Source organism: Qipengyuania sp. (genome assembly GCF_042095715.1).
Lineage (GTDB): Bacteria > Pseudomonadota > Alphaproteobacteria > Sphingomonadales > Sphingomonadaceae > Qipengyuania.
Window position 1 is genome coordinate 1 of sequence record NZ_JBELMO010000015.1, and the last position, 22,577, is coordinate 22,577.

Genomic DNA, 22,577 nt, shown 5'->3' on the forward strand with positions numbered 1-22,577 from the left:
AGCTTCTTCAGCACGTCGTTACCGTGCATGTCCGGCAGGTTCAGGTCGAGAAGAATAATGTCGTAATCGTATAGCTTGCCGAGATCCAAGCCTTCTTCGCCCAGATCGGTCGAATAGACATTGAAGCCCTCGGTAGTCAGCATGAGCTCGATCGCCTTGGCGGTCGTCGGCTCGTCTTCGATCAGCAGTACACGCATCGGGTAAAACCCCCTTGGCCCTGTCAAAGCGTGGCAGGCGACCCGTGCGGTGCCTGCGCCCTATCACGCTTCAACCTCTGAACGGAAAAGGTTAACGTCAGGTAAAACGCGTTAACGTTTTTGTCGCTGCGCGCAAATCCTTAACGGGAAAACCCCTAACGGATCGCGCCCGCCAGTTTGCGCGCGCGCCGCCTCTCCGCAGACGATCCGATACCGATGGCTTCGCGGTATTTCGCCACCGTGCGCCGCGCCAGATCGAAGCCTTCGGCCTTCAGCAGCTTGGCCAGCGCCTCGTCCGACAGGATCTTCTTGGCATCTTCGGCGTCCACCAATGCACGGATGCGCGCCTTTACCGCTTCCGAACTGGCGCCGCCCGAATCCTGATCGCCCTCCGCACTGGCCGTGCGGCCGACACCGCTCGAAAAGAAATATTTGAGTTCGAAGGTGCCGCGCGGGCAGGCAACATATTTGTTGCTGGTGACGCGGCTGACGGTGCTTTCGTGCATCTCGATCGCTTCGGCCACTTCGCGCAGTACCAGCGGCTTCATCGCGGTGACGCCGTGATGAAAAAAGCCGGACTGTCGCTTCACGATTTCCGCCGCGACCTTCAGTATCGTGCGCGCCCGCTGGTCGAGCGCCCGAATCAGCCAGTTGGCTTCGCCCAGTTGCTCATTGAGCCAGGCCTGGCTCTTCTTGTCCGCGCAGCCATCCTTCAATTCGAGGTAATAGGTACGGTTGACGACCAGGCGCGGCAGGCTGTCCTCGTTCAGGGTGATCCGCCATTCGCCGTTTTCGCCATGGCTGACGAGGACATCGGGGACCACGGCGGTTTCGGCGCTACCACCGAAGCGCAGCCCCGGCTTGGGATCGTAGCCGCGCAATTCGGCGATCATGTCGGCGAAATCCTCGTCATCGACCTCGCACATCCGCTTGAGCCGGGCGATCTCTCCCTTGGCCAGCAGGTCGAGGTTTTCGATCAGCCGGGCCATGCAGGGATCGTATCGGTCGGCCTCCCTGGCCTGGAGAGCGATGCATTCGGCCAGATCGCGCGCGCCCACGCCGGTGGGATCGAGTGCCTGGACGAGGCCCAGCGCACGTTCAGCCTCATCACGCGCGATGCCCAGATCTTCGGCCAGCACCGCCATGTCGCCGGTGAAATAGCCGGCATCGTCAAGCTCGCCCACGAGGCGCAGAGCGATGGCCGCTTCCCGATCGCTGCGCGCGACGGCGCCGATCTGGTCTGCCAGATGTTGCGCCAACGTGGGTCCATCCGCGCCGCGATTTTCCAGGTCGGGCACTTCGCCGGGCGCGGCGCTGCTTGCGGCGCGGCCCCAGTCTCCTTCGAACCCGCCGTCCCCCGGGGCGGCCTCCGGATCCACCGCGCTCGGTTCGATATCGAGCGGCGCCTCATCCCGTCCGTCCTTGTCCAGCAGAGAGGCGGCTTCGCGCTCGTCGCTCGGTGGCGCCGCTTCTTCCCCGGATTCGCGAGTGGTCTCGCCCATTTCGAGCAGGGGGTTGGCGTCCAGCGCCTCCGCCACATGGGTTTCCAGTTCGAGGTTGGACAACGCCAACAGCTTGATCGCCTGCTGGAGCTGCGGCGTCATCACCAGCGATTGAGACTGCCGGATCTCGAGGCGCGGGCCGAGCGCCATGGGCTATGCCTTCCCTGAGGTGCCGATCAAAGCGTGAAGCCCTCGCCCAGATAGAGCCTCTGGACGTTCTCGTCCGCGACAAGCGCCTGAGGCGTTCCGGCAAACAGCACCTGTCCGCCGTAGATGATGCAGGCGCGGTCCACGATCTCAAGCGTCTCGCGCACGTTGTGATCGGTGATCAGGACCCCGATGCCGCGAGTCTTGAGATCTGCGACCAGATCGCGAATATCGCTGATCGAGAGCGGATCGATACCGGCGAAGGGTTCGTCCAGCAACATGATCGAAGGTTTTGCGGCCAGCGCCCGGGCGATCTCGGCGCGCCGACGCTCGCCGCCCGACAGGGCCATGGACGGGCTCGAACGCAATTTCTGCAATCCGAACTCATCGAGCAGGCGGTTGAGCTCGGCCGCGCGCACATCGCTGTCGGGTTCGACCATCTCGAGCACGCAATTGATGTTCTGTTCCACCGTCATGCCGCGAAAAATGCTGGTCTCCTGCGGCAGATAGCCCAGGCCCAGGATCGCGCGGCGATACATGGGGAGGCGGGTAACATCGTGCCCATCCATCAGGATGCGGCCCGAATCGGGTTTGACCAACCCCATGATGGAATAGAAACAGGTCGTCTTGCCCGCGCCATTGGGGCCCAGCAGGCCCAGCACCTCGCCCTTGCCCACGGTCAGCGAGATATCGGTCAGCACCTTTCGCTTGTCGTAGCTCTTGGCGATGGAAATCACCTCGAGCCCCCCCTGCGGTATGGGGGGGGCCGCGTCGGGGGCGGCCTCGTCGGCAAGATCGGTTGCGGAAGCAATATCGGCCATGGCGATGCCCATGTAGCAATCCTTCGCGCGGTGGAAAGACCCCGATCGCGCGGCGACCGTGCCTCTGGCAGGTTTCATGCATAAGACCTTGCGCCGGCGAGCCGCCATGCTGCGCCGCAGCTTGCAACGATGTCGGCAACAGCGTTATACCCATTGTCGGAGAGATCGAAGGGACAGGCGCGTATGAAAACGCTGGACAATATCGCTCATCGGGCTGCCGACACCAAGGCGGTCGACTGGCGAAAGGCGATGAGCGACAATGTGGCGCTGGCCCTGATAGCCTACACCGGCCTCAATATTTTCCTGACCGTCGAAGCGATCAAGGACACCGGGCTGCGCTCGCTGGCGATGATCTGCCTCGTGCTGCTGGTGGCCGGCATCATCCCGGCGTGCCGCAAGTTCGAGAAGAGCTGGCGAGAGATTTCCGAGGAGGATGCCCACGATCCGGCACTGGCCGGGGCATATCGCCGCGATCAGATCAAGCTGTGGCTGCTGGCGCTCGGCCTTCCCTTCCTTCTTACGGCGGTGTTTCACTCTCTCGGCTGAGGGCCGCTTTACCCGGCGCGGCGTGCGCCCTAAGCCCCCTTCATGATTGACGAAGCAGCGGCGCTGCAGCGCTGCCAGGAACTGGTCGCGCTCGCGCGCAAACATGGTGCAGACGCCGCCGACGCGGCCTTCGGCGCCTCGGCATCGGAAGATATCTCCGTAAGGCTGGGCAAGCTGGAGGACGTGTCCCGCTCCGAAAGCGAATCGATCGGCCTGCGCGCCTTCGTCGGGCGCCGGTCGGCCTCCATCAGCACCAGCGATTTTTCGGATGCCGCGCTGAAGGAACTGGCGACGCGGGTCGTGGAGATGGCCAGCGCCGCTCCGGAAGATCCCTATGCGGGGCTGGCCCCTGACGAGGCGCTGGCGAAGGGGGAGCTTCCCGCTCTCGACCTGGTCGACAAGGACGATCCCTCTCCCCAACAGTTGCGCGAATGGGCGCTGGCTTGCGAGGATGCGGCGCGTGCGGTCGCGGGTGTGACGAATTCGAACGGGGGCTCGGCGGCGGCCTCGCGATCGGTCAGCGCGCTGGCCACCTCCAATGGCTTTGCCCGGTCCCACGCGGCGACAGGCTTCACGCTTTCGGCGAGCGTGGTCGCCGGCGAAGGCGGACGGATGCAGACCGACCATGCCTACCGCAGCGCGCGCCATGCCGCCGATCTGCCCGATCCCGGCACGATCGGGCGCGAGGCGGGGGAGCGAACGGTGGCGCGGCTCGATCCCGGTTCCATGCCCAGCCGCGCGATGCCGGTGGTGTTCGACCCGCGCGTCGGTGCCTCGCTGATCGGACATCTGGCCGGCGCGATCGGCGGACCGGCGGTGGCGCGCAAGGCCAGCTTCCTGATCGGGCTCGAGGAAAATCAGCTTTTCGACCCGGCTATCATGATCGTCGACGATCCGCTGAAGCCACGCGGCCTCGCGTCGCGACCCTTCGATGGCGAGGGACTGGCCTGCACGCGCCGCGATGTGATCGCGGGCGGGCGGATGACCGGCTGGCTCACCAACGTCGCCAGCGCCGCGCAGCTCGGCGTTCCGCTGACGGCCAGTGCCTCTCGCGGGGGCGGGGCCCCGGGCGTGCGCACCCATAACCTCCACATGGAACCCGGATCGGTAACGCCCGAGGCGCTGATGACCGATATCGAGGAGGGCGTGTTCATCACCCAGGTTTTCGGCCAGGGCGTAAGCCTGGTAACGGGGGATTACAGCCGGGGCGCGTCGGGCTTTCGGATTTCCGGGGGGCAGATCGCAGGCCCCGTCGCGGAGATCACCATCGCGGGCAATCTGCGCGACATGTTCGCGCGGCTGACCCCCGCAAACGACCTGATGTTCGAGCGTGCCGTGAACGTGCCCACCCTCCGCATCGACGGGATGACCGTCGCCGGGTCATGAGGCTGCTGGCGCTCCTTCTCGCGCTGATGGCGCTTGGCCCGGTGCCCGCGGCCGCCCAGCTCGAAGGCGTGCTGGCCGCGCCCGCCGAAAGTCCCACGCCCGCGCCCTCCGCGGCAGAGCAGACCATCGCCGATACGCAGGACGAAGGGGCCGATGGACGGATCGCCCAGCGCATCCGCGGCATTTTCGCCGAACTTCCGGCTTACGCGGGGGTCGAAGTCGCGGTGAGCCAGGGCGTCGTCTCCCTGAGCGGCACCGTGCCTGAGGCGGACGACATAGCCCGGGCGGAGGCGATTGCCGGTCGGGTTTCGGGCGTCGTCACGGTGGACAACGCGCTGGAGCGCGACCTTTCGGTGAGTGCCAGCGCGGGCACTTTGGGCGCGTTGCGCGCGCAGCTGGAAAACCTCGTCAAGATCCTGCCCCTGCTGGGTGTCGCCATCGCGGTGGCGGCGATCATCGCCCTGGTGGGCTATGGCATCGCGGGGCTGACGGGGCTGTGGCACCGGATCGCGCCCAACAGTTTCCTGGCCGAACTCATCGCCAGCGCGGTCCGATTCGCCTTCGTGCTGGCAGGCGTGGTGGTAGCGCTGAACATGGTGGGCGCAGGCACGCTGCTGGGCGCGGTGCTGGGCGGGGCGGGGGTCATCGGCATCGCGCTGGGCTTCGCAATGCGCGACACGATCGAGAACTACGTCGCCTCTCTCATGCTCAGCCTGCGCCAGCCGTTCCGCGCCAACGACTGGGTGCAGATCGACGCCTACGAAGGGCGCATCATCCGCCTGACCAGCCGCGCCACGGTGCTGATGACGCTGGACGGCAACCACCTGCGCATTCCCAATTCGCAGGTGTTCAAGGCGGTGATCCTCAACTTCACCCGCAATCCGCAGCGCCGCTTCCAGTTCGATCTGGGCGTGGACGCGGACGACGATGCCCTGGCCGCGCGCAGATTGGGCCGCGATACGCTGGCGACCCTGCCCTTCGTGCTGGACGATCCCAGGCCGGAAGGGCGCGTGATCGAGGTCGGCGATTCCAACGTCGTGATCCGCTTCCTGGGCTGGATCGACCAGCGCGAAAGCGATTGGTGGAAGACTCAGAGCCTGGCCATCGTGGCGGTGAAGAGCGCGCTGGAGAACGCGGGCTTTGGCCTGCCCGAGCCGATCTATCGCCTGCGCTTCGATCCGCGCAGCGCCTCCGTGCCGTTCGAGAACATGGCCGAAGGCAGGGCACGGCCAGCATCCCCACCCGCTCCGCCACCAAAGCCGTCAGCATCCGCGAGCGAGCTCCACGAGGACGTGCGCCCCGCCGATGAGGTCAAGGACATGGTCGAAGCGGAACGCGCTGCGGCAGGTGCCGGGGAGAAGGACCTGCTAGACCACGCTCGTCCGGTAGAGTGAGGGGGGTCTGACGGCGGCATTTGGGGTGGAAAGCGGACATGCTGGCTCGCTTTTTTAGAACTGATTTGATTGGCCTATTAAACTCCTCATCGCATCGTGGATATTGGCTGCAGGAATGCCCGCTCCGAGCGCATAGTCGATCAGATAAGCAGCACCATAGCCATCCGTGCTATCGCCATTGGTAACAAATCCCGCGAACAGCCGACGACGGCTCGCGGCACTTCCAACCTCTTCAAAATCCCAAGCTTTTTTGGCAATCCGACTGAGATCGGCAGGACTTCGACCATGGGCGTCCCAATCCATAATCTCTTGCTCGTCTGGGGTGAGGCTCAGATGCTTAATCAGGCGTCGAAGTAGCGACCTGAATTGCTCGACGCTTGCGGGATTGGCGTCATACAAATCAAGAATACGGCTTTTGTCTTCAGCATCCATCCTGCGCTTGGTAATCGAAGCCCTCGCGTCCGCAATGGGGTCGTTAGCCGCTGGTCCGGTTTTTGCTCTGAAGCAAGATTTGCTGCCAGTCGGCTTTTGGAGAGCGGCGTTAGAAACGGAACGTCCGAGATGGGGTGGGAAACCGACATTGATTCCGAGGCAGGAATCCAGCAGCGTGAGCGTATGAACCGTTGGACCATCCTACTTTGCTTGGTCTGTGCATCGTGCACAGGCGAGCAAACGGATCATACCGAACCGCCATTGTCGGAGGTCGAAGCGGGCGTGGCTGAGAGAATGGCCGGACAACCTGCAGAGTTCATGGTTGAAGCAGCTTTACAGGCTGCCGGAAAACCAGGTGAAGTCGTCTCGGCCGTTTGCCTGCGCCGATCACCCTACGGGCACTATGAGTGCCAGTATGCTCTCGCTGAGCGACCTACCAAAATGCTGCGAGCAAGTGTCTTGCAATGTGACGTGGCGACCTACCTTGAAGGATGCCCTGAGCATCTGGGGCGATAGCATTACGAGCCCCAGCGACTGGAAAAAGACTGTTTGGCTGAATGTCAGCAAAGGGGTCGTTAGCCGACACAGGAAACTGCTGTCCTACATGCTGGCTTCCATGCCATAAGGCGAGCCTGCTTTATCCCATCGTCGATGATCCGCGAACCTCGCCTCGGAATGACGCCTTTGGGTGGGCAAGTTTACACTAGATAGCGGTCAAGGCGACGCTATCTCGGCCCAGGGTGACGCATCGCCACCGCAAAGTGACGCATGGACCGACCAAGGCGACGCCTGGTCCGCACAAGGTTACAATACTTGCCCTGGACCGTGGTCCAGGCGGTCCATGTCTCGTGGCGAATCGGCCTATTTGGCGTTCTTCGCCCGCTCGATGCTTTCCAGCACGATGCGCTTGGCATCGGCGGCATCGCCCCAGGTGCCCACGCGCACCCACTTGTCCTTTTCCAAGTCCTTGTAGTGGGTGAAGAAGTGCTCGATCTGCTGGAAGATGATGCTCGGCAGGTCCTTGGTCTCGCCCACGTCCGAATAATAGGGGAAGGTGGTGTCCACCGGCACGCAGACCAGCTTCTCGTCTCCGCCGTGCTCGTCTTCCAGGTTGAGCACGCCGATGGGGCGGGCGCGCACCACGCAGCCCGGGATGAAGGGGCTGCGCGCGATCACGAGGGCGTCCAGCGGATCGCCATCGGGCGAGAGCGTGTGCGGCACGAAGCCGTAGTTCGCCGGATAGCGCATCGGCGTATGCAGGATGCGGTCCACGAACAGAGCGCCCGATTCCTTGTCGAATTCGTACTTCACCGGTTCGCCGCCGGTGGGGACTTCGATGATGACGTTCAGGCTGTGCGGCGGTTCGTTGCCGGTCGGGATCATGTCGATACGCATGCCGGGCGCCTTAACGGGGGTCATGGTGCGCTGCAACGCAGAAAGTGGGATTAATTCGGCCCCGTTATTCGGCCCTGTCAGGAGCTCCCGCCAAGCACGTTCACGGTGAAGGCGATAACGCCGATATTGAACAGGAACGCGGCGAAGGAATGCATCAGCGCGACCTTGCGGACCGATGATCGGGTCATCTCCACATCGCTGGTCTGGAACGTCATGCCCAGCGTGTAGGCGAAATAGGCGAAGTCCCAGTATCCCGGCTGGGCAGTCTCGGGGAAGCTCAGCCCGCCATGGTCGGCATCGCCATCGTCGTCGCGCGAATAAAAGACATGGGCGTAATGAAGGGCATAGACCGCGTTGGCGAACAGCCAGATCAGCGTCAGCGTGCCGACCAGCTTGACCACCGAGACCAAGTCGCCCTTCTGCGCTCCGTCCAGTTCACCGGTGATCGCGGCCATCACGGTCACGGTCAGAAGCGAGGTCAATGCCAGGATCAGCAGCCGATTGGCGTCGTTCCTCTGCGCGTGATCGCGCATCTCCGCTGCGTCGCAGTCGCGAAACAACGGGATGAGCGAAGCGAGAAAGACCAGCGCCGCAAAATCGAAGGCCATGGCGATGGCATCCGTCCACGGACCAAGCCGCAAAACGAAATGGTAGACGCCAAATCCGCCGGCCAGCAAAGCCAGGAACAGGACGAAACGGGCCGGTGCCAGCCGGTTTCCGATTCCGCCCCGGCCTGCCATCCTATCCGGCCGTTCTGGCGGCCAGCAGACGGTCGAACGGCTGCGTGCCGGACGAAACGGGTTCCAGCCATGGGTAGCGCAGCCCGCCATCGTAATCGATCTCGATGGTGTCGAAGCGGTCGCCGCGCTTGACCAGCAGGGCGATGGGACCGGCCCCTTCCTTGGCCGCCGCCGTGACGGCGTCCTTCATCGCATCGTCCGAATAGGCTTCGCCGTTCACGGCCACGATCTCGGCGCCGTTTACGATCCCGGCGTTGAACGCGGGCCCGTCCCACAGGGTGCCCGTGACCTTGCCCGATTTGTTGAGGTTCATGCCCAGGGAATAGAACAGGTCGAGGTACTTGCCCCCGCTCATCCGCCCCTTGTTGTAGGGATTGGGGGTGTCCTTCCACACCAGTCTGTATCCGGCCATCTCCACGCCCTTCATCGGGGCGGGCTGGTTCGGCTGGCGCAGCCGGGTGTCGAGGAAGGTCGCCCAGTCATAGGGGTAGACCGCGTTCAATTCGCGCACGACCTCGTCGAAATCATAGGTGTTGATGCCCATGTCGCCCGGAATGGCGCCGAAGAAGCGGCGCGCGAAATCGTCCAGGCCCTTCTTGCCACCGGTGCCCTTGCGGATGATCTGGTCGGCTTCCAGCCAGGTCAGCGCGCCTTCGACATAGTAATCCTCGCTGCGGTTGAGCGAGGAGAAGGGCACCGGCCGCCGCGCGTTGATGATCGGATCGTTGGTGGTGTCGGCCACGCTGCGCCATTCGCGCCCCGGCTGGCCCTCGGCATAATTGGCCACCGCATTGGCGAACTGCCCCAGCACGGTCTCCTTCTTCTGAAGGCCGGAGCGCGCGGCCAGCACCCAGCCCCAGAACTGCGTCTGCCCTTCATAGACCCACAGCAGCGAGTCCTGCATCGGGGTGCGGTAATCGGGGGTCCACAGATCTTCGGGCCGGCGGTACTTGCCGTTCCAGCTGTGCACCAGCTCGTGCGCCACGACATTGTGATCCCAGTCCATCTCGTCCCATTTGACGAAGCTGTCGGGCTCGTACTGGTTTTCGGCCGATCTCTGGTGCTCGAGCCCGATCCCGCCCATCCGGTCGGTGAGCGCGAGCAGAATGTCGTAATGGTCGAAGTGGCGCTGGCCGAACAGTACGTCCGCCTCGTCGATCAGCTTTTCGAACGTCTTGAGGTTCTTGTCCTCGATCTTGAGCTGCGAAGGCTTGTCGGCCACCACGTCCAGCTTCACATCGTCGTCGAGGCTCCACTGTTTCGCGTATTTGCCCGCGAAGATCGGCGAATCGACCAGCGTTTCGTAATCGACGGTATCCCAGGTCACCGTGTTGCCGCTGCGGTTCATGCCGTCCAGCGCAGTGAACACCTGCCAGCCGTCGGGGAAGGTGACCTTGGGCTGGAAGGCGATGCGCCGGGTGTAATAGCCGGCGGGATAGAAGCTCATCTTCTCCCACTGCAGGTTGAGCATTTCCCGCGTCATGGTGATGCGCCCCTCGCTGCCGGTGATGGGGCTGGTGTGGACGAATTCGGCCACCACTTCGCGCGCGCCCTCGGGCACAATCACGTCGATCTGATAGACGTTCAGCGGATTGCGCATCCATGTCATCGTCTTGCCGCCGGCGGTGAAATTATAGCGCGAAATCAGGTTGATCGGCCCGCGCGCGGCGTGGTTGCCCGGCAGCCATTCGGGGAACAGCAGGGTCAGCTTGTTCATGCCGGCGGGCACAGGGATGGTCTGCTTCACGGTATAAATGCCGCGCCGCGTATCGGTAGCATCGATGTCCAGCGCGATCGGGCCGCCGGGCCAGGCGGTGTCTGCGGGCACCGCCACTTCGGTATCGAGCGCCTGTTGCACGGGTTCGGTCCGGGTGACCTGCGCCGCGACCGGCTGGGTGAGGAGGGCGGCGGCAAGAGCGATCAGCGCGACTTTGGTTTTCATAGGCCCCGGCCTTTGCAGAGCGGGCAATCGCTTGGCAAGGCCGCTTTATCGCCGCGCCGCTTGCGGCTAGGGGCGCGGGCATCATGAGCAAGAAACAGGGCAAGACCCCCCAGGCCATTCGCGGCACGCAGGACATCTTCGGCGCGGAAGCGGAAGCTTTCGCCTTCGTGGTCGAAAACTTCGAACGGGTGAGGAAACTCTACCGCTTCCGCCGCGTGGAAATGCCGGTGTTCGAGCGGACCGAGGTGTTCAGCCGCGCCATCGGCGAGACGACCGACGTGGTCTCGAAAGAGATGTATTCTTTCGAGGACCGGGGCGGCGAATCGCTCACGCTGCGGCCCGAATTCACCGCCGGGATCGCACGCGCCTTTCTCACCAACGGGTGGCAGCAGCACGCGCCGCTCAAGGCTGCGACGCACGGGCCGCTGTTCCGCTACGAGCGCCCGCAGAAGGGCCGCTATCGCCAGTTCCACCAAATTGATGCCGAGATCATCGGTGCCGCCGAACCGCAGGCCGATGTCGAACTGCTCGCGATGGCGGACCAGCTGATCCGCGAACTGGGGATCGAAGGGGTTTCGCTGCACCTCAACACGCTGGGCGATGCCGACAGCCGCGAGGCCTGGCGCGCCGCGCTGGTCGACTATTTCCGCGCCGTGCAGGGCGAGCTGAGCGAGGATTCGCAGGAGCGGCTGGAGAGGAACCCGCTGCGCATCCTCGACAGCAAGGACCCGCGCGACCGCAAGTTCGTGGCCGATGCGCCAAAGATCGACGCCTTCCTGTCGGATGAGGCGACTGCTTTCTTCGCGGCGGTTACGAGCGGGCTGGACGCGGCGGGCGTCAAATGGACGCGCGCCGAAAGCCTGGTGCGCGGCCTCGATTACTATCGCCACACCGCCTTCGAATTCGTGCCCGACGAAGGCAGCGCCGCCGCCGATGCGCTGGGTAGCCAGAGCACTATCCTGGGCGGCGGGCGCTATGATGGCCTTATGGAAAGCCTCGGCGGTGCACCGACGCCTGCGGTGGGCTGGGCCGCGGGGATCGAGCGACTCGCGATGCTGGTTGGAGACAGGAAGTCGGCCCCTTCCGAATTTTTTATCTCGGTCATGCCGGTAAACGACGATGCCAAGACCTGTGCCAACCAAGTTGCGGCGAGACTCAGAACTGCCGGAGTTCCGACCGATATTGGTCTGCGTGGAAACTTGAAAAAGAGGCTGCAGAGGGCCGACGCTGGGGGCGCGCGATTTGCTGTGATGGTTGACCGCGAAAGGTGGCAATCCGGTCAGCTGGAAGTGAGAAACCTCAAGGATGGAACGCAAGAAATCTTTGAGTTTGATGACCAGACGCAAATGAGCGCGATCGACCAGCTCGAATTTTTGGCACAGCCGTATTTCCGCGACGTTGCGCTGGAAGATCAGACTTTCCTCAGAAGGGGAGAGACCGGCTTCATAAGCAATCCGCTAGACCTAGAACAATGACCATCCCCGCCGACCGCCTCGACCAGATCGTCCGCCGCTTTGCCGAGATCGAGGCGCGGCTGGCTTCGGGCACGCTGGAGGGCGATGCCTTTGTCCAGGCGAGCCGCGACTATGCCGAGCTGGAGCCGGTCGCGAAATCCGCCGAAGAGCTGCGCGCCATGCGGGCCGAGGTGGAAAGCCTCTCGGAAATGCTCGCCGATCCCGAGATGAAGGCCATGGCGGAGGAGGAGCTGGCTGCCCTGCGCGAAGCCCTGCCCGAGAAGGAGCGCGCGCTTTCCATTGCCATGCTGCCGCGCGATTCCGCCGATGCGCGCCCCGCCATGCTGGAAATCCGCGCCGGGACGGGGGGTGACGAGGCCGCGCTCTTCGCCGCCGATCTTTATCGCATGTACGAACGCTTCGCCGCCGAACAGGGCTGGCGGGTGGAGCCGGTCAGCATGAATGCCAGCGACATCGGTGGCTTCAAGGAGGTTGTCGCCAACGTCACCGGTCCCAATGTCTTCGCCCGGATGAAGTTCGAAAGCGGCGTTCACCGGGTCCAGCGCGTGCCAGAGACCGAGAGCGGGGGGCGCATCCACACCAGCGCTGCCACCGTCGCCGTGCTGCCAGAGCCGGACGAGGTCGACGTGCAGATCGATCCGGGCGATCTCAAGATCGACACCTATCGCGCGTCCGGCGCGGGCGGCCAGCATGTCAACACCACCGACAGCGCGATCCGCATCACGCACCTGCCCACCGGCACCGTCGTCACCTGCCAGGACGGGCGCAGCCAGCACAAGAACAAGGAAAAGGCGATGCAGGTCCTGCGCACCCGCCTCTACGATGCCCAGCGCGAGGCGACACAGGGCGCCGAGGCCGAGGCGCGCAAGGCCATGGTCGGCAGCGGCGACCGATCCGAGCGTATCCGCACCTACAACTTCCCGCAGGGGCGCGTGACCGATCACCGCATCGGACTGACCCTGCACAAGCTCCCCGAAATCCTCGCCGGGCCAGGGCTTGGCGAGCTGGTCGACGCGCTGATCGCCGAGGACGAGGCCAAGCGGCTGGCAGCGCTCGATGCCTAAAGTCCCCTCCTCTTCAGAGGAGGGGGTTGGGGGTGGTGTCGACCGCCTTCGCCACCGGCTGTACGAGCGCGCGGCCAAGGGGCGGCTCAACCAGACAGCTCCGGAGCAACGGCTGTGGGGCGCTCTCAGAAATCGCGGCCTCGAAGGACACAAGTTCCGGCGTCAGGCGGTCATCGACCGTCGCATCGTCGATTTCTTTTGTCCGGAGAAGGGGCTGGTCGTTGAAATCGATGGGTCGACGCATGACCCGGAAGTGGACCGGAGTCGGGATGCTGTGCTGTTGCAAGCCCATGGCTTTCGGACGCTTCGCTTCACGAATGCCGAGGTGATGAGCAACTTGGATGGGGTTTTGCTGAAGCTTTCCCAAGGCCTAGCCGACATCCCCGCGAGATGGGCGTCGAAGAAAGACACCACCCCCCGGCCCCCTCCTCTGAAGAGGAGGGGGGGCGAAACGACCGAAGCTTCAGTTTCTTCAAAGGCCGGCGCCACTGTAGGCGAGGCGATCCGCGATGCGGCGGAGAGGCTCGGCGTGGACTGGGCGCGGCTCGATGCCGAACTGTTGATGGCACATGCGCTGGGCCATTCGCGATCCGACATGCTGCTGCGGCACATGCGCGATCCCGTGCCCGCCGGCTTCGCCACGCTGGTCGAGCGCCGGCTGGCCGACGAGCCGGTTGCCTATATCGTGGGCGAGGCGGAGTTTTTCGGGCGCCGCTTCGCCGTGACACCTGATGTCCTGATCCCGCGCATCGACAGCGAGACGGTGGTGAACGCCGCGCTCGCCGCGGCGCCCGACCCACGGCGCGTGCTCGATTGCGGCACCGGATCGGGATGCCTGCTACTAACGCTTCTGGCCGAACGCTCTGCGGCGGAAGGGGTGGGCATCGACCGGTCGCCCGCCGCGCTGGCGCTGGCCGGCAACAACGCCGCCGCGCTGGGCCTCGCCTATCGCACGCGGTTGCTCGAAGCGGACTGGACGCAAACCGGCTGGGCGGATGCCCTCGGTCGTTTCGATCTCGTCATCGCCAATCCGCCCTATGTCGAAAGCGGGGCGGACCTCGATGCCTCGGTGCGCGATCACGAACCGCATGGCGCGCTGTTCGCAGGGGAAGACGGGCTGGACGATTATCGCGTGCTGATCCCCCAGCTTCCCGCGCTGCTCGCCCCTGCCGGCGCGGCGGTGCTGGAAATCGGCTGGAAACAGGCCGACGCGGGCGCGGCCATCGCCGCGGAAAGCGGGTTCGATGTGGCTCTGACCCGCGATCTGGCCGGCCGTCCTCGTGCGCTGACGCTTACTTTCGGGGAAAGCGGCGGATAAAAGGCTTGGCAAAGCCGATTTTGCCCATTACCTCTTGCTTTGACCGGCGGAAAGGCAATGGGCCTTCCGTGGACGGTCGGCTCCGAAATTTGCATGACTCGCGGCGCGCAGTGCTGTGCCACGGGAACGGCAAGGGGCATCGCGCTATGCATGAGGCTGCGCGGGCGGAGTCAAGCGGCATAGCTGCGGGGCGAGGGGCCCGGCCGGTGCCGCCTGAATGAGGAACGGTATTCCTTTGAACAACAACAATCGGAACAACAATCGGCGTCGCGGCCGCGGCAATCGCAACCAGGGCGGCGGCGGCAATCAGTCCAACCGGATCGACAGCCGCGCACGGGGCAACGCGCCGCAGCTTCTCGACAAGTACAAGAAGCTGGCGGAGGACGCGCACCGCAATGGCGACCGCGTGCAGGCGGAATATTACCTGCAGTTCGCGGACCATTATTTCCGCGTGATCGCCGACAACAAGGCGCGGCAGGACGAACAGCGCGGCCGCCAGCGCGACGATCGCGACAACGACGACATGGACGATGGCGACGAGGATCAGGACCAGGATCAGGATTCCGGCCGCCGCTCCAACCGCTCGCGCCAGGGCCGGGACGGTAACCGCGACAACACCCGCGATCGCGACAATTCGCGCGATGGCGGGCGTGACGGGCAACGTGACGACGGCCGCGATCAGAACCGTGGCCGTCCGCGCCGCTCGCGCGCGCAGGACGAAGACAGCGACGGTGACGATGGTAACGAAGGCCGCGAGCGGACCCGCGATCAGGGCCGCGATCAGGGCAAGGGCCGCCCGCGCCGTTCGCGTGCACAGGACGATGGCGGCAACGGCGACGACAGCAGTCAGAGCACGCCGTTCGAGCCGGAGGTCAATCCCTTCACCCGCGACAGCCGGGACGAGGCCGCACCGGACAAGGCGCCCGCCCGCCGCGCGCCGCGCACCCGCAAGCCCAGCGCAAAATCACCTGCCAAGTCTTCTGACGAAGCCGAGGGTAACGGTATCGACGCGACGGCCCTGCCGCCCTCCATCTCGGCCAGCGATGGCGAGGCGGGGGAAGCCAAGCCGGCCCCGCGCCGCCGCCGCAAGAGCGCGGGCGACGACAAGATAACTGCGGTCGGCTGAAGGGCACGAGCCGTGATGGCGGCCCTCGAGCTTCCGCCCCCGATCGAGAAGGGGCGGTGGGTATGATGGCAGGTATCCCGGCGCGGGACCGCAGGGTTCAAGCCTGTGCTTAAGGTGGCACAGTCCTCGGCGATGACGGGTGGGCCCGATCGCCGCCTGCCCGCGCGGTTTGCCGCCGGTCTGGCCTCCCATCCGCGCCTTGCCGCGCTCGCCTGCGGCCTCGTCGGGGCCACCGGCTTCCCTCCGCTCGGCCTGTGGCCGCTCACCCTGCTGGCGACCGCAGTCCTCGCGTGGCTGGTGTGGCAAAGCGCCGGATGGCGCCGCGCGGCCTGGATCGGCTGGCTGTTCGGGGTTGCCCATTTCACGCTTGCCAACAACTGGATCGCCACCGCCTTTACCCATCAGGCCAAGATGCCCGCCGTTCTCGGCTGGGCGGCGGTGCCGCTGCTCTCCCTTTATCTCGCGCTATATCCCGCCCTCGCCGCCGGCGCGGCCCGGGCGCTGTCGAGGGGCCGCTCCCTGACCGTCTTCGCGCCGATCTTCGGAGCGACGTGGATCGCGGGGGAGTGGCTTAAAAGCTGGGTCTTCACCGGCTATCCCTGGCCGCCGCTGTCGCTGTCGCTGCTCGGCCCGTTTACGCGGCCCGGCGCGGCCCTGCTGCTGCCGCTGACCGGCACCTACGCGCTGTCTGGCCTGCTGGTGACGGCGGTCACGCTTTTGCTGGCGGGGATGCTGGCGCGGCGTTGGGCCGCAGCCGGCGCAGGGGCGGCGGCGATCCTCGCCGCCATGTTGTGGCCCGCCCCGGCGCGGACGCAGGGGACGCTGCCCTTCACGCTGGTCCAGCCCAATCTCCAGCAGGAAGAGCTGAACGACCCGACCAAGTATGAAGAACAGTTCGCGCGCCTCGCCGCGCTGACCCGGCCCCGGCGCGATACCGAGCGCCGGCTTGTGCTGTGGCCCGAGAGTGCCCTGCCCGATTATCTCGAATCCGGTTATCCGCAGCGCTATTACGACCAGCTCACCGCGCGCGGCGATCCGGAATTTGCGCGCGGGCGCGTGGGCGCGGCCGCGGGGGATGGCGGGCTGGTGCTGGCGGGCGTGGTCAATCTGCGGATTGCGGACGAGGGCGGCTATCCGCGCGCTGTCGCCGCGTACAATTCGGTCGTCGCGATCGACCAGGAAGGCGAGTTTCGCGGGCGCTACGACAAGTCGCATCTGGTGCCTTATGGCGAATACTTACCGATGCGCGGCCTGCTCGGCCCGCTGGGCATGGCGCGGCTGGTGGCGGGGACGCTCGATTTCATTCCCGGCCCCGGCCCGCGCACGGTGAACCTTGGCCCGTGGGGCCAGGCCGGGATCCAGATCTGTTACGAGATCGTGTTCTCCGGCCAAGTGGTCGATCCGGCGGTGCGCCCGGACTATATCTTCAATCCCTCCAACGATGGCTGGTTCGGGGCCTGGGGCCCGCCACAGCATCTGGCGCAAGCGCGCATGCGCGCGATCGAGGAGGGGCTGCCCGTGCTGCGCTCCACCACCACCGGAATCAGCGCGGTCGTCGATGCGCATGGCGTGGTGCGCGCCAGCATCGAGCGCGACAGGGCCGATCGGATCGACGGGGTAGTGCCCCCCGCGCTGGCGCCCACGCCTTTCGCCCGGATGGGCCACGGCCTTACCCTGATGTGGGGGCTGATCCTTGTTGCCGCTTGGCTTGTTGTCAGGCGCAGGGAGCCTCGCTAAAGCCCACATATAAAGCTATCGTTATATTGGAATATCCCGCATGCGCAGTGATTACCTGTTCACCTCGGAAAGCGTGTCCGAAGGGCACCCGGACAAGGTTTCGGACCAGATTTCGGACGCGATCGTCGACCTGTTCCTTGCCAAGGACCCCGAAGCGCGCGTAGCCTGCGAAACCATGACCACCACGCAGAAGGTGATCCTGGCCGGCGAGATTCGCGGAAAGGGAATCATGGATACCGACGGCAACTGGGCCGAGGGGGTGGAGGCGGAGATCGAGGATGCCGTCCGCCGCACCGTTCGCGAGATCGGGTACGAGCAGGACGGGTTCCATTGGGAAACCCTGCACTTCGAAAACAATCTCCACCCGCAGAGCGCGCATATCGCGCAGGGCGTCGATTCGGCGGGCAACAAGGACGAAGGCGCGGGCGACCAGGGCATCATGTTCGGCTTCGCCTGCGACGAGACGCCCGACCTGATGCCCGCCCCGCTCGATTACAGCCACAAGATCCTCGGCCGGCTGGCCGACGACCGCAAGAGCGGCGCGGCGCCCTTCCTCGAACCCGACGCCAAGAGCCAGGTCACGCTGCGCTACCAGGACGGTAAGCCCGTCGCCTGCACCGCTGTGGTGGTGAGCACCCAGCACGCGGAAGGCTATGATGCGGGCGGCAAGGAAGCCGAGCTCAAAGACTATGTGAAGGGCGTGGTGGCGGATATCCTGCCCGACGGGTTCCTGTCCGATGCCACCAAATGGCACATCAACCCCACCGGCAGCTTCGTGATCGGCGGGCCGGATGGCGACGCCGGGCTGACGGGGCGCAAGATCATCGTCGACACCTATGGCGGCGCGGCCCCGCACGGCGGCGGCGCATTTAGCGGCAAGGACCCGACCAAGGTGGACCGTTCGGCGGCCTACATCACCCGCTATCTGGCGAAGAACGTGGTCGCAGCCGGGCTTGCCACGCGCTGCACCATCCAGATCGCCTATGCCATCGGCGTGTCCGAGCCGCTTTCGCTCTATGTCGATACCCATGGCACCGCAGCCGACGGCATCACCGACGACAAGCTGGAAGATGCTATCCGCTCCATCACCAAGCTGGGTGGGCTGACCCCGCGCGCGATCCGCACCCATCTGGGTCTCAACAAGCCGATCTATCGCCGCACCGCCGCCTATGGCCATTTCGGGCGCGAGGCGGAGGGCGATTTCTTCCCGTGGGAGCGCACCGATCTGGTGGACGAACTCAAGGCCGCATTTGTTTGAGCCCTTGTCGATTTCCGTGATGATCGAAGGGGTGTTCCGCATTTGAACCTCCCCGATCAACCGGGCGATCGACCCAAGGGGGTGGCGCTCGATCCCCCGGTTCGGATCGATACGATGGACGCGCTGCGCGGGCTTGCGGTATGCGGGATCGTCCTCCTCAACGTCTATAATTTCGCAATGCCGCCAGCGGCTTATTTCAATCCGACGGCGTGGGGCGGGGACGGGCCGCTGGCCTTGGCGATCTGGGCGGTGGAATCGGTGCTGGCACAGGACGCCTTCCGCGCCATCTTCGCCATGCTGTTCGGGGCTGGGGTGGCGATTCTGTGGGACCGGGGTGGAGCAAAGCGCCGAATTTCCAGCCATTACGCACGCATGGCGGCGCTGCTCGTCATCGGGATCGTCCACGCGCTGCTCCTCGCCAACGGCGATGTCCTGCGCCTTTATGCGCTTGTCGGTATGGTGCTTCCCGCCTTCCTGCGGACGTCCCGGCGCGGGCTGCTGATCGCCATTTCCGCGTGCGCCGCGGTCCATGTTATCGGCCTGGGGCTGGCCTTCGGCTATCTGCTAAGCGACTGGCAAGCCGGGGAAAGCTTGGTGCCCGGTAGCCTACCCTGGATTCTGGAGGCCGAGTTCGGAAGCATCCCCGCCGTGACCGAATGGGGCCTCGCCATGGGCCGCGAATCGCTGCCGGAACGCGTTGTCCGCATGGCGGGCCTGTGGCGCGATCAGCTGATGATCCTCGGCCTGTTCGCGCCGCAGACCCTTGCCGCCATGCTCCTGGGCGTATGGGGATGGCGCGCCGGTCTTCTGTCCGGGGCGTGGAAACGCCAGCATTACCGGACGCTGGCAACTGCCTGTCTGGCACTATCCCTCCCGCCGCTGATGCTGCTGTGCGCCTGGGCCTTTGCTAGTGATTTCAGCGGAATTGTGGTCGGCAGCACGGCTCTCGTCTGGAGCCAGCCCTTCGCGATCATCCTCGGCCTGGGCTATATCGCCCTGCTCTATGCGCGTTGGGGTAGCACGTCCCTATCCGCAGGGATCGGAGCGCGGCTCGCGGCCGCCGGGCGCCTTTCGCTGACCAATTACATCGGCGCCAGCATCGTGGCGGCGGCAATCTACGCGCAATGGGGTTTGGGCCTGTTCGCGACCATGGGACGCGTCGCCACCACCGGCGTCGCGCTTGCGATTATCGCACTGATCCTGCTGGCATCACCCTGGTATTCCAGACGTTTTCGGACCGGCCCGTTCGAGCGTCTGTGGCGCGGCCTGGCGCAGCTGCTGACCGGCGCTCAGCCGCGCCCCTGAGCGGGCGAGGGCCGGTCGAGCGCGAGTTCGCCCTCGGAGAAAACGAAGGGGCTGCGCACCCCCGGTACGCCGTCCAGATTGACGCGCATTCCGCGCGCCAACACCTGTGGATCAGCGAACATCTGGTCGATCGCGTGGATCGGGCCTGCGGGGATGCCCGCCGCATTGCACGCCGCCAGCAGCTCCTTCTGCGGCCTCCCGCCCGTCGCACCGGCGATGACAGCGTCCAGCTCGGCGCGATTCTCGAGCCTTGCCTCATTGGTGGCGAAGCGCGGCTCCGCCAGCAGATCCTCACGCCCCAGCACGCTGAGCAGCTTGCGGAACAGGCCGTCGTTGGCGGGCGCCAGCACGATCTCCCCATCGCTCGTCGGGAAAACGCCATAAGCGCTCACCTGCGCATGCTCGTTGCCCATCCGCGGTGGATTGCCGCCGGTTACGAGGTAGTGCAGCGCCTGGCTGGCGAGCATGCCCACGGAGCAATCGAACAGCGCCATGTCCACGTGCTGGCCCCGGCCCGTGCGCTCCCGCATCGCAAGCGCCGCCTGGATGCCGATGACGCTGTAGAGCCCGCAGGTGAGGTCGCTGATGGAGATACCCATCTTCATCGGCTGACCGGCCGGCTCCCCGGTCAAGGCCATGAAGCCGCTCATGCCCTGGACGACGAAATCATAGCCGGCTTCGTGAGCGCGGGGGCCCGTCTGCCCGAAGCCGGTGATGGAGCAATAGACCAGGCGGGTGTTCGCGGCGCAAAGCGCATCGTGATTGAGGCCGAACTTGGCAAGCGCGCCCGTCTTAAAATTCTCGATAACGACATCGGCGCCAAGCGCCAGTTCCTTCACCCGGTCGAGATCGGCGGGATCGGTGAAATCGGCGACGATGCTGCGTTTGCCCCGGTTGGTGGCATGATAATAGGCCGCGGCCCGCTCGCCATCGTGCTCCACCCAGGGCGGGCCCCACTTCCGCGTTCCGTCCCCGTCCGGGCTTTCGACCTTGATGACATCGGCCCCGAGGTCAGCAAGGATCTGCCCGGCCCATGGACCGGCAAGAACCCGGGCAAGTTCCAGCACCTTCAGGCCGGCGAGCGGGGCATTGGGATTGCGGGGTTGGGGCAGCCACATGGCGGTATCGCTGCGGGAGCGCGCCTGCCGCGTCAAGCGCAGACGCCAAGGTCCTTGTCAGACGGGCGGAGAAACGCGCCGATATCTCTCTCCAAAATCTCTATCGGGAGGCCCTGTCGGAGAAAGCCGCATGGAGAAAGGCGCTCATATCGCCCAGCACCGGCGCCTTGTCGCGGAAGGGCTTCGACAGCGCCATCACCACCTCTTCGTGGCTGAGCGACCCATAGTTGCGCACTTCGACTCGGGCGCCAAGATCGGTCAGGCGGGCGGCCAGATTGTTGGCGTTGCGCGCCCTCACCAGTGTGTCGCCGTCGGACGTGACAAGCAGCATCGGCGGCGCATCGTCCCTTGCGAAGCGGATCGGCTGGGTCAGCTGCGGGTCGGGCGCCTTGCCGAAGGCGGCCTTGGAACGGGGCGAATCGAATGGATAGAAATCATAGGGGCCGGATAGACCGACCACCGCACCCACGATGGCGGGATCCACTCCCTTTGCCTTCAGCCAGCGGCTGTCGAGCGCCAGCATTACGGCTTCGTAAGCCCCCGCCGAATGGCCTGCCAAGCCGAGGCGCGTAGGATTTCCGCCAAAGCGGGCGATGTTGTCGCGCGTCCAGCGCACCGCCTCCGCGCCGTCCACCAGGAAATCCGGGAACAGCACCTTGGGCACCTTGCGGTAATCCGGGATTACGACGACGAAACCCGCTTTCGCCAGCGCGCGGCCAGCGAAGGCATAGGCGTCGCGGTCGCCCTTCACCCATCCGCCGCCGTACCAGAAGATTACGACGGGGAGGGGGCGCGCAGCTGCCGGGCCTGAAACCCGATCGGGCGCCCAGATGTCCAGCGTTTGCCCGTGACTGCCGAATGGCACGGCCTTGGCCACACGCTGTGCTCCGCGCCCGCCGCCCGCGACGCCATCGACCAACGACAGGAGCTTGGGCGGAGAAATCAGAAGCCAGGCTCCGGCGATGACGGCCAGGATCGCGGCGAGGACAAGCAGCGCGCGCCGCATCAGGCCTCGTACTTGGCCGTGGTCTTCGCGGCCACTTCGTCCGCGGTGACGCCGGGGGCCATCTCGATCAGCTTGAAGGGGCTGTCATGATCGGGGCGCTGAAACACGGCGAGGTCGGTCACGATCATGTCGACCACGTTGCGACCGGTGAGCGGCAAGGTGCATTCGGGGATGAACTTCGGCTCGCCGTGCTTGCTGGTGTGTTCCATCACCACGATGATCTTCTTGACCCCGGCCACCAGATCCATGGCGCCGCCCATGCCCTTGATCATCTTGCCCGGTATCATCCAGTTCGCGATGTCGCCGGTCTCGCTGACTTCCATCGCGCCCAGCACGGTCAGATCGATATGCCCGCCGCGGATCATGGCGAAGCTGGCCGCGCTGTCGAAATAGGCGCTGTGCGGCAGTTCGCTGATGGTTTGCTTGCCCGCATTGATGAGGTCTGCATCCTCCTCCCCTTCATAGGGAAAAGGGCCGATCCCCAGCATGCCGTTTTCGCTCTGCAGCGTCACCATCATGCCTTCGGGGATATGGTTGGCGACGAGCGTCGGGATGCCGATGCCGAGATTGACGTAATAGCCATCTTCCAGTTCGCGCGCTGCGCGGGCGGCCATTTCGTCGCGGGTCCATCCGGTTTTCGTGCCGGTCTTTGTGGCGGTGTCGGTCAT

20 protein-coding genes and 1 pseudogene are annotated in these 22,577 nt (G+C 65.2%); 11 read left to right on the forward strand and 10 right to left on the reverse strand.

Features of this window, described 5'->3' with window-relative positions; all coding sequences use genetic code 11:
* The 3 genes from ACFDTG_RS05695 to lptB form a co-directional block, all read right to left on the reverse strand.
* Positions 1–197, reverse strand: a 197-nt coding sequence (locus ACFDTG_RS05695) for a response regulator (protein ID WP_375290050.1), incomplete at its 3' end; no start/stop codon positions are given.
* A gap of 155 nt (positions 198–352) precedes the next feature.
* The gene (rpoN, locus tag ACFDTG_RS05700; protein WP_375290051.1) at positions 353–1,849 is read right to left on the reverse strand and encodes an RNA polymerase factor sigma-54; all 1,497 of its coding nucleotides are present in this window, start codon (positions 1,847–1,849) and stop codon (positions 353–355) included.
* Between the two features lie 26 nt (positions 1,850–1,875).
* The gene (lptB, locus tag ACFDTG_RS05705; protein WP_375290099.1) at positions 1,876–2,667 is read right to left on the reverse strand and encodes an LPS export ABC transporter ATP-binding protein; all 792 of its coding nucleotides are present in this window, start codon (positions 2,665–2,667) and stop codon (positions 1,876–1,878) included.
* Positions 2,668–2,850: 183 nt separating this feature from the next.
* Between lptB and ACFDTG_RS05710 the strand changes: the two genes are divergently transcribed.
* The 3 genes from ACFDTG_RS05710 to ACFDTG_RS05720 are packed head-to-tail and all read left to right on the forward strand — an operon-like array spanning position 2,851 to position 5,993.
* Positions 2,851–3,213, forward strand: coding sequence for a hypothetical protein (locus tag ACFDTG_RS05710; protein WP_375290052.1), 363 nt, complete (start codon positions 2,851–2,853; stop codon positions 3,211–3,213).
* Positions 3,214–3,255: 42 nt separating this feature from the next.
* Positions 3,256–4,599: a TldD/PmbA family protein gene (locus ACFDTG_RS05715; RefSeq protein WP_375290053.1), complete on the forward strand. Its 1,344-nt coding sequence runs from the start codon at positions 3,256–3,258 to the stop codon at positions 4,597–4,599.
* Complete coding sequence (locus tag ACFDTG_RS05720) at positions 4,596–5,993, forward strand: mechanosensitive ion channel family protein (RefSeq protein ID WP_375290054.1); 1,398 nt, start codon at positions 4,596–4,598, stop codon at positions 5,991–5,993. Before ACFDTG_RS05715 ends, ACFDTG_RS05720 begins: the two co-directional genes overlap by 4 nt.
* Positions 5,994–6,047: 54 nt before the next feature.
* On the opposite strand, the gene ACFDTG_RS05725 is transcribed toward ACFDTG_RS05720, so the two are convergent.
* The 4 genes from ACFDTG_RS05725 to ACFDTG_RS05740 all read right to left on the reverse strand — a co-directional run bounded on the left by ACFDTG_RS05725 (position 6,048) and on the right by ACFDTG_RS05740 (position 10,502).
* Positions 6,048–6,425, reverse strand: coding sequence for a hypothetical protein (locus ACFDTG_RS05725; RefSeq protein ID WP_375290055.1), 378 nt, complete (start codon positions 6,423–6,425; stop codon positions 6,048–6,050).
* Positions 6,426–7,286: 861 nt separating this feature from the next.
* Positions 7,287–7,820: an inorganic diphosphatase gene (ppa, locus tag ACFDTG_RS05730; RefSeq protein WP_375290056.1), complete on the reverse strand. Its 534-nt coding sequence runs from the start codon at positions 7,818–7,820 to the stop codon at positions 7,287–7,289.
* 77 nt (positions 7,821–7,897) lie between these two features.
* Positions 7,898–8,560 (reverse strand): DUF1345 domain-containing protein, encoded by a 663-nt coding sequence (locus ACFDTG_RS05735; protein WP_375290057.1) that lies wholly within the window; start codon positions 8,558–8,560, stop codon positions 7,898–7,900.
* Between the two features lies 1 nt (position 8,561).
* Positions 8,562–10,502, reverse strand: a complete 1,941-nt coding sequence (locus ACFDTG_RS05740; RefSeq protein ID WP_375290058.1) for a M61 family metallopeptidase — start codon at positions 10,500–10,502, stop codon at positions 8,562–8,564.
* Between the two features lie 83 nt (positions 10,503–10,585).
* On the opposite strand from ACFDTG_RS05740, the gene hisS reads away from it, so the two are divergent.
* From hisS to ACFDTG_RS05780, 8 genes and pseudogenes are all read left to right on the forward strand, one after another.
* Entirely contained in the window at positions 10,586–11,977 is a 1,392-nt protein-coding gene (gene hisS / locus ACFDTG_RS05745; protein ID WP_375290059.1) for a histidine--tRNA ligase, read from the forward strand.
* Positions 11,974–13,041: a peptide chain release factor 1 gene (gene prfA / locus ACFDTG_RS05750; RefSeq protein WP_375290060.1), complete on the forward strand. Its 1,068-nt coding sequence runs from the start codon at positions 11,974–11,976 to the stop codon at positions 13,039–13,041. The genes hisS and prfA overlap by 4 nt, the downstream gene beginning before the upstream one ends.
* A pseudogene (locus ACFDTG_RS05755) lies at positions 13,034–13,396 on the forward strand (endonuclease domain-containing protein); the annotation flags it as partial. The gene prfA and the pseudogene ACFDTG_RS05755, both read left to right, overlap by 8 nt.
* A gap of 147 nt (positions 13,397–13,543) precedes the next feature.
* On the forward strand, positions 13,544–14,359 hold the full coding sequence (prmC, locus tag ACFDTG_RS05760; protein WP_375290100.1) for a peptide chain release factor N(5)-glutamine methyltransferase: 816 nt from the start codon (positions 13,544–13,546) through the stop codon (positions 14,357–14,359).
* A 217-nt stretch (positions 14,360–14,576) separates the two neighbouring features.
* Positions 14,577–15,485, forward strand: coding sequence for a DUF4167 domain-containing protein (locus ACFDTG_RS05765; RefSeq protein ID WP_375290061.1), 909 nt, complete (start codon positions 14,577–14,579; stop codon positions 15,483–15,485).
* Between the two features lie 132 nt (positions 15,486–15,617).
* On the forward strand, positions 15,618–17,222 hold the full coding sequence (gene lnt / locus ACFDTG_RS05770) for an apolipoprotein N-acyltransferase (RefSeq protein ID WP_375290101.1): 1,605 nt from the start codon (positions 15,618–15,620) through the stop codon (positions 17,220–17,222).
* 40 nt (positions 17,223–17,262) lie between these two features.
* Positions 17,263–18,480 carry a methionine adenosyltransferase gene (gene metK / locus ACFDTG_RS05775; RefSeq protein WP_375290062.1) on the forward strand — a complete coding sequence of 406 codons (1,218 nt, stop codon included), beginning with the start codon at positions 17,263–17,265 and terminating at the stop codon, positions 18,478–18,480.
* 42 nt (positions 18,481–18,522) lie between these two features.
* Positions 18,523–19,785: a DUF418 domain-containing protein gene (locus ACFDTG_RS05780; RefSeq protein WP_375290063.1), complete on the forward strand. Its 1,263-nt coding sequence runs from the start codon at positions 18,523–18,525 to the stop codon at positions 19,783–19,785.
* Here the strand turns inward: ACFDTG_RS05780 and ACFDTG_RS05785 are convergent.
* From ACFDTG_RS05785 to ACFDTG_RS05795, 3 genes are all read right to left on the reverse strand, one after another.
* On the reverse strand, positions 19,770–20,903 hold the full coding sequence (locus ACFDTG_RS05785) for a CaiB/BaiF CoA transferase family protein (RefSeq protein ID WP_375290064.1): 1,134 nt from the start codon (positions 20,901–20,903) through the stop codon (positions 19,770–19,772). The two genes, ACFDTG_RS05780 and ACFDTG_RS05785, sit on opposite strands and share 16 nt — an antisense overlap.
* Positions 20,904–21,003: 100 nt before the next feature.
* Positions 21,004–21,909, reverse strand: coding sequence for an alpha/beta hydrolase (locus tag ACFDTG_RS05790; protein WP_375290065.1), 906 nt, complete (start codon positions 21,907–21,909; stop codon positions 21,004–21,006).
* Positions 21,909–22,577, reverse strand: a complete 669-nt coding sequence (locus ACFDTG_RS05795) for a CoA transferase subunit B (protein ID WP_375290066.1) — start codon at positions 22,575–22,577, stop codon at positions 21,909–21,911. The genes ACFDTG_RS05790 and ACFDTG_RS05795 overlap by 1 nt, the downstream gene beginning before the upstream one ends.

Bases quoted from the DNA above. Each gene is read 5' to 3' on its own strand.
- ppa (WP_375290056.1), bottom strand. From the start codon at position 7,820: ATGCGTATCGACATGATCCCGACCGGCAACGAACCGCCGCACAGCCTG.
- ACFDTG_RS05790 (WP_375290065.1), bottom strand. From the start codon at position 21,909: ATGCGGCGCGCGCTGCTTGTCCTCGCCGCGATCCTGGCCGTCATCGCC.
- ACFDTG_RS05795 (WP_375290066.1), bottom strand. From the start codon at position 22,577: ATGACCGACACCGCCACAAAGACCGGCACGAAAACCGGATGGACCCGC.
- ACFDTG_RS05735 (WP_375290057.1), bottom strand. From the start codon at position 8,560: ATGGCAGGCCGGGGCGGAATCGGAAACCGGCTGGCACCGGCCCGTTTC.
- rpoN (WP_375290051.1), bottom strand. From the start codon at position 1,849: ATGGCGCTCGGCCCGCGCCTCGAGATCCGGCAGTCTCAATCGCTGGTG.
- lnt (WP_375290101.1), top strand. From the start codon at position 15,618: ATGACGGGTGGGCCCGATCGCCGCCTGCCCGCGCGGTTTGCCGCCGGT.
- ACFDTG_RS05740 (WP_375290058.1), bottom strand. From the start codon at position 10,502: ATGAAAACCAAAGTCGCGCTGATCGCTCTTGCCGCCGCCCTCCTCACC.
- ACFDTG_RS05720 (WP_375290054.1), top strand. From the start codon at position 4,596: ATGAGGCTGCTGGCGCTCCTTCTCGCGCTGATGGCGCTTGGCCCGGTG.
- ACFDTG_RS05725 (WP_375290055.1), bottom strand. From the start codon at position 6,425: ATGGATGCTGAAGACAAAAGCCGTATTCTTGATTTGTATGACGCCAAT.
- lptB (WP_375290099.1), bottom strand. From the start codon at position 2,667: ATGGCCGATATTGCTTCCGCAACCGATCTTGCCGACGAGGCCGCCCCC.
- ACFDTG_RS05710 (WP_375290052.1), top strand. From the start codon at position 2,851: ATGAAAACGCTGGACAATATCGCTCATCGGGCTGCCGACACCAAGGCG.
- ACFDTG_RS05785 (WP_375290064.1), bottom strand. From the start codon at position 20,903: ATGTGGCTGCCCCAACCCCGCAATCCCAATGCCCCGCTCGCCGGCCTG.
- prfA (WP_375290060.1), top strand. From the start codon at position 11,974: ATGACCATCCCCGCCGACCGCCTCGACCAGATCGTCCGCCGCTTTGCC.
- metK (WP_375290062.1), top strand. From the start codon at position 17,263: ATGCGCAGTGATTACCTGTTCACCTCGGAAAGCGTGTCCGAAGGGCAC.
- ACFDTG_RS05765 (WP_375290061.1), top strand. From the start codon at position 14,577: ATGAGGAACGGTATTCCTTTGAACAACAACAATCGGAACAACAATCGG.
- hisS (WP_375290059.1), top strand. From the start codon at position 10,586: ATGAGCAAGAAACAGGGCAAGACCCCCCAGGCCATTCGCGGCACGCAG.
- ACFDTG_RS05715 (WP_375290053.1), top strand. From the start codon at position 3,256: ATGATTGACGAAGCAGCGGCGCTGCAGCGCTGCCAGGAACTGGTCGCG.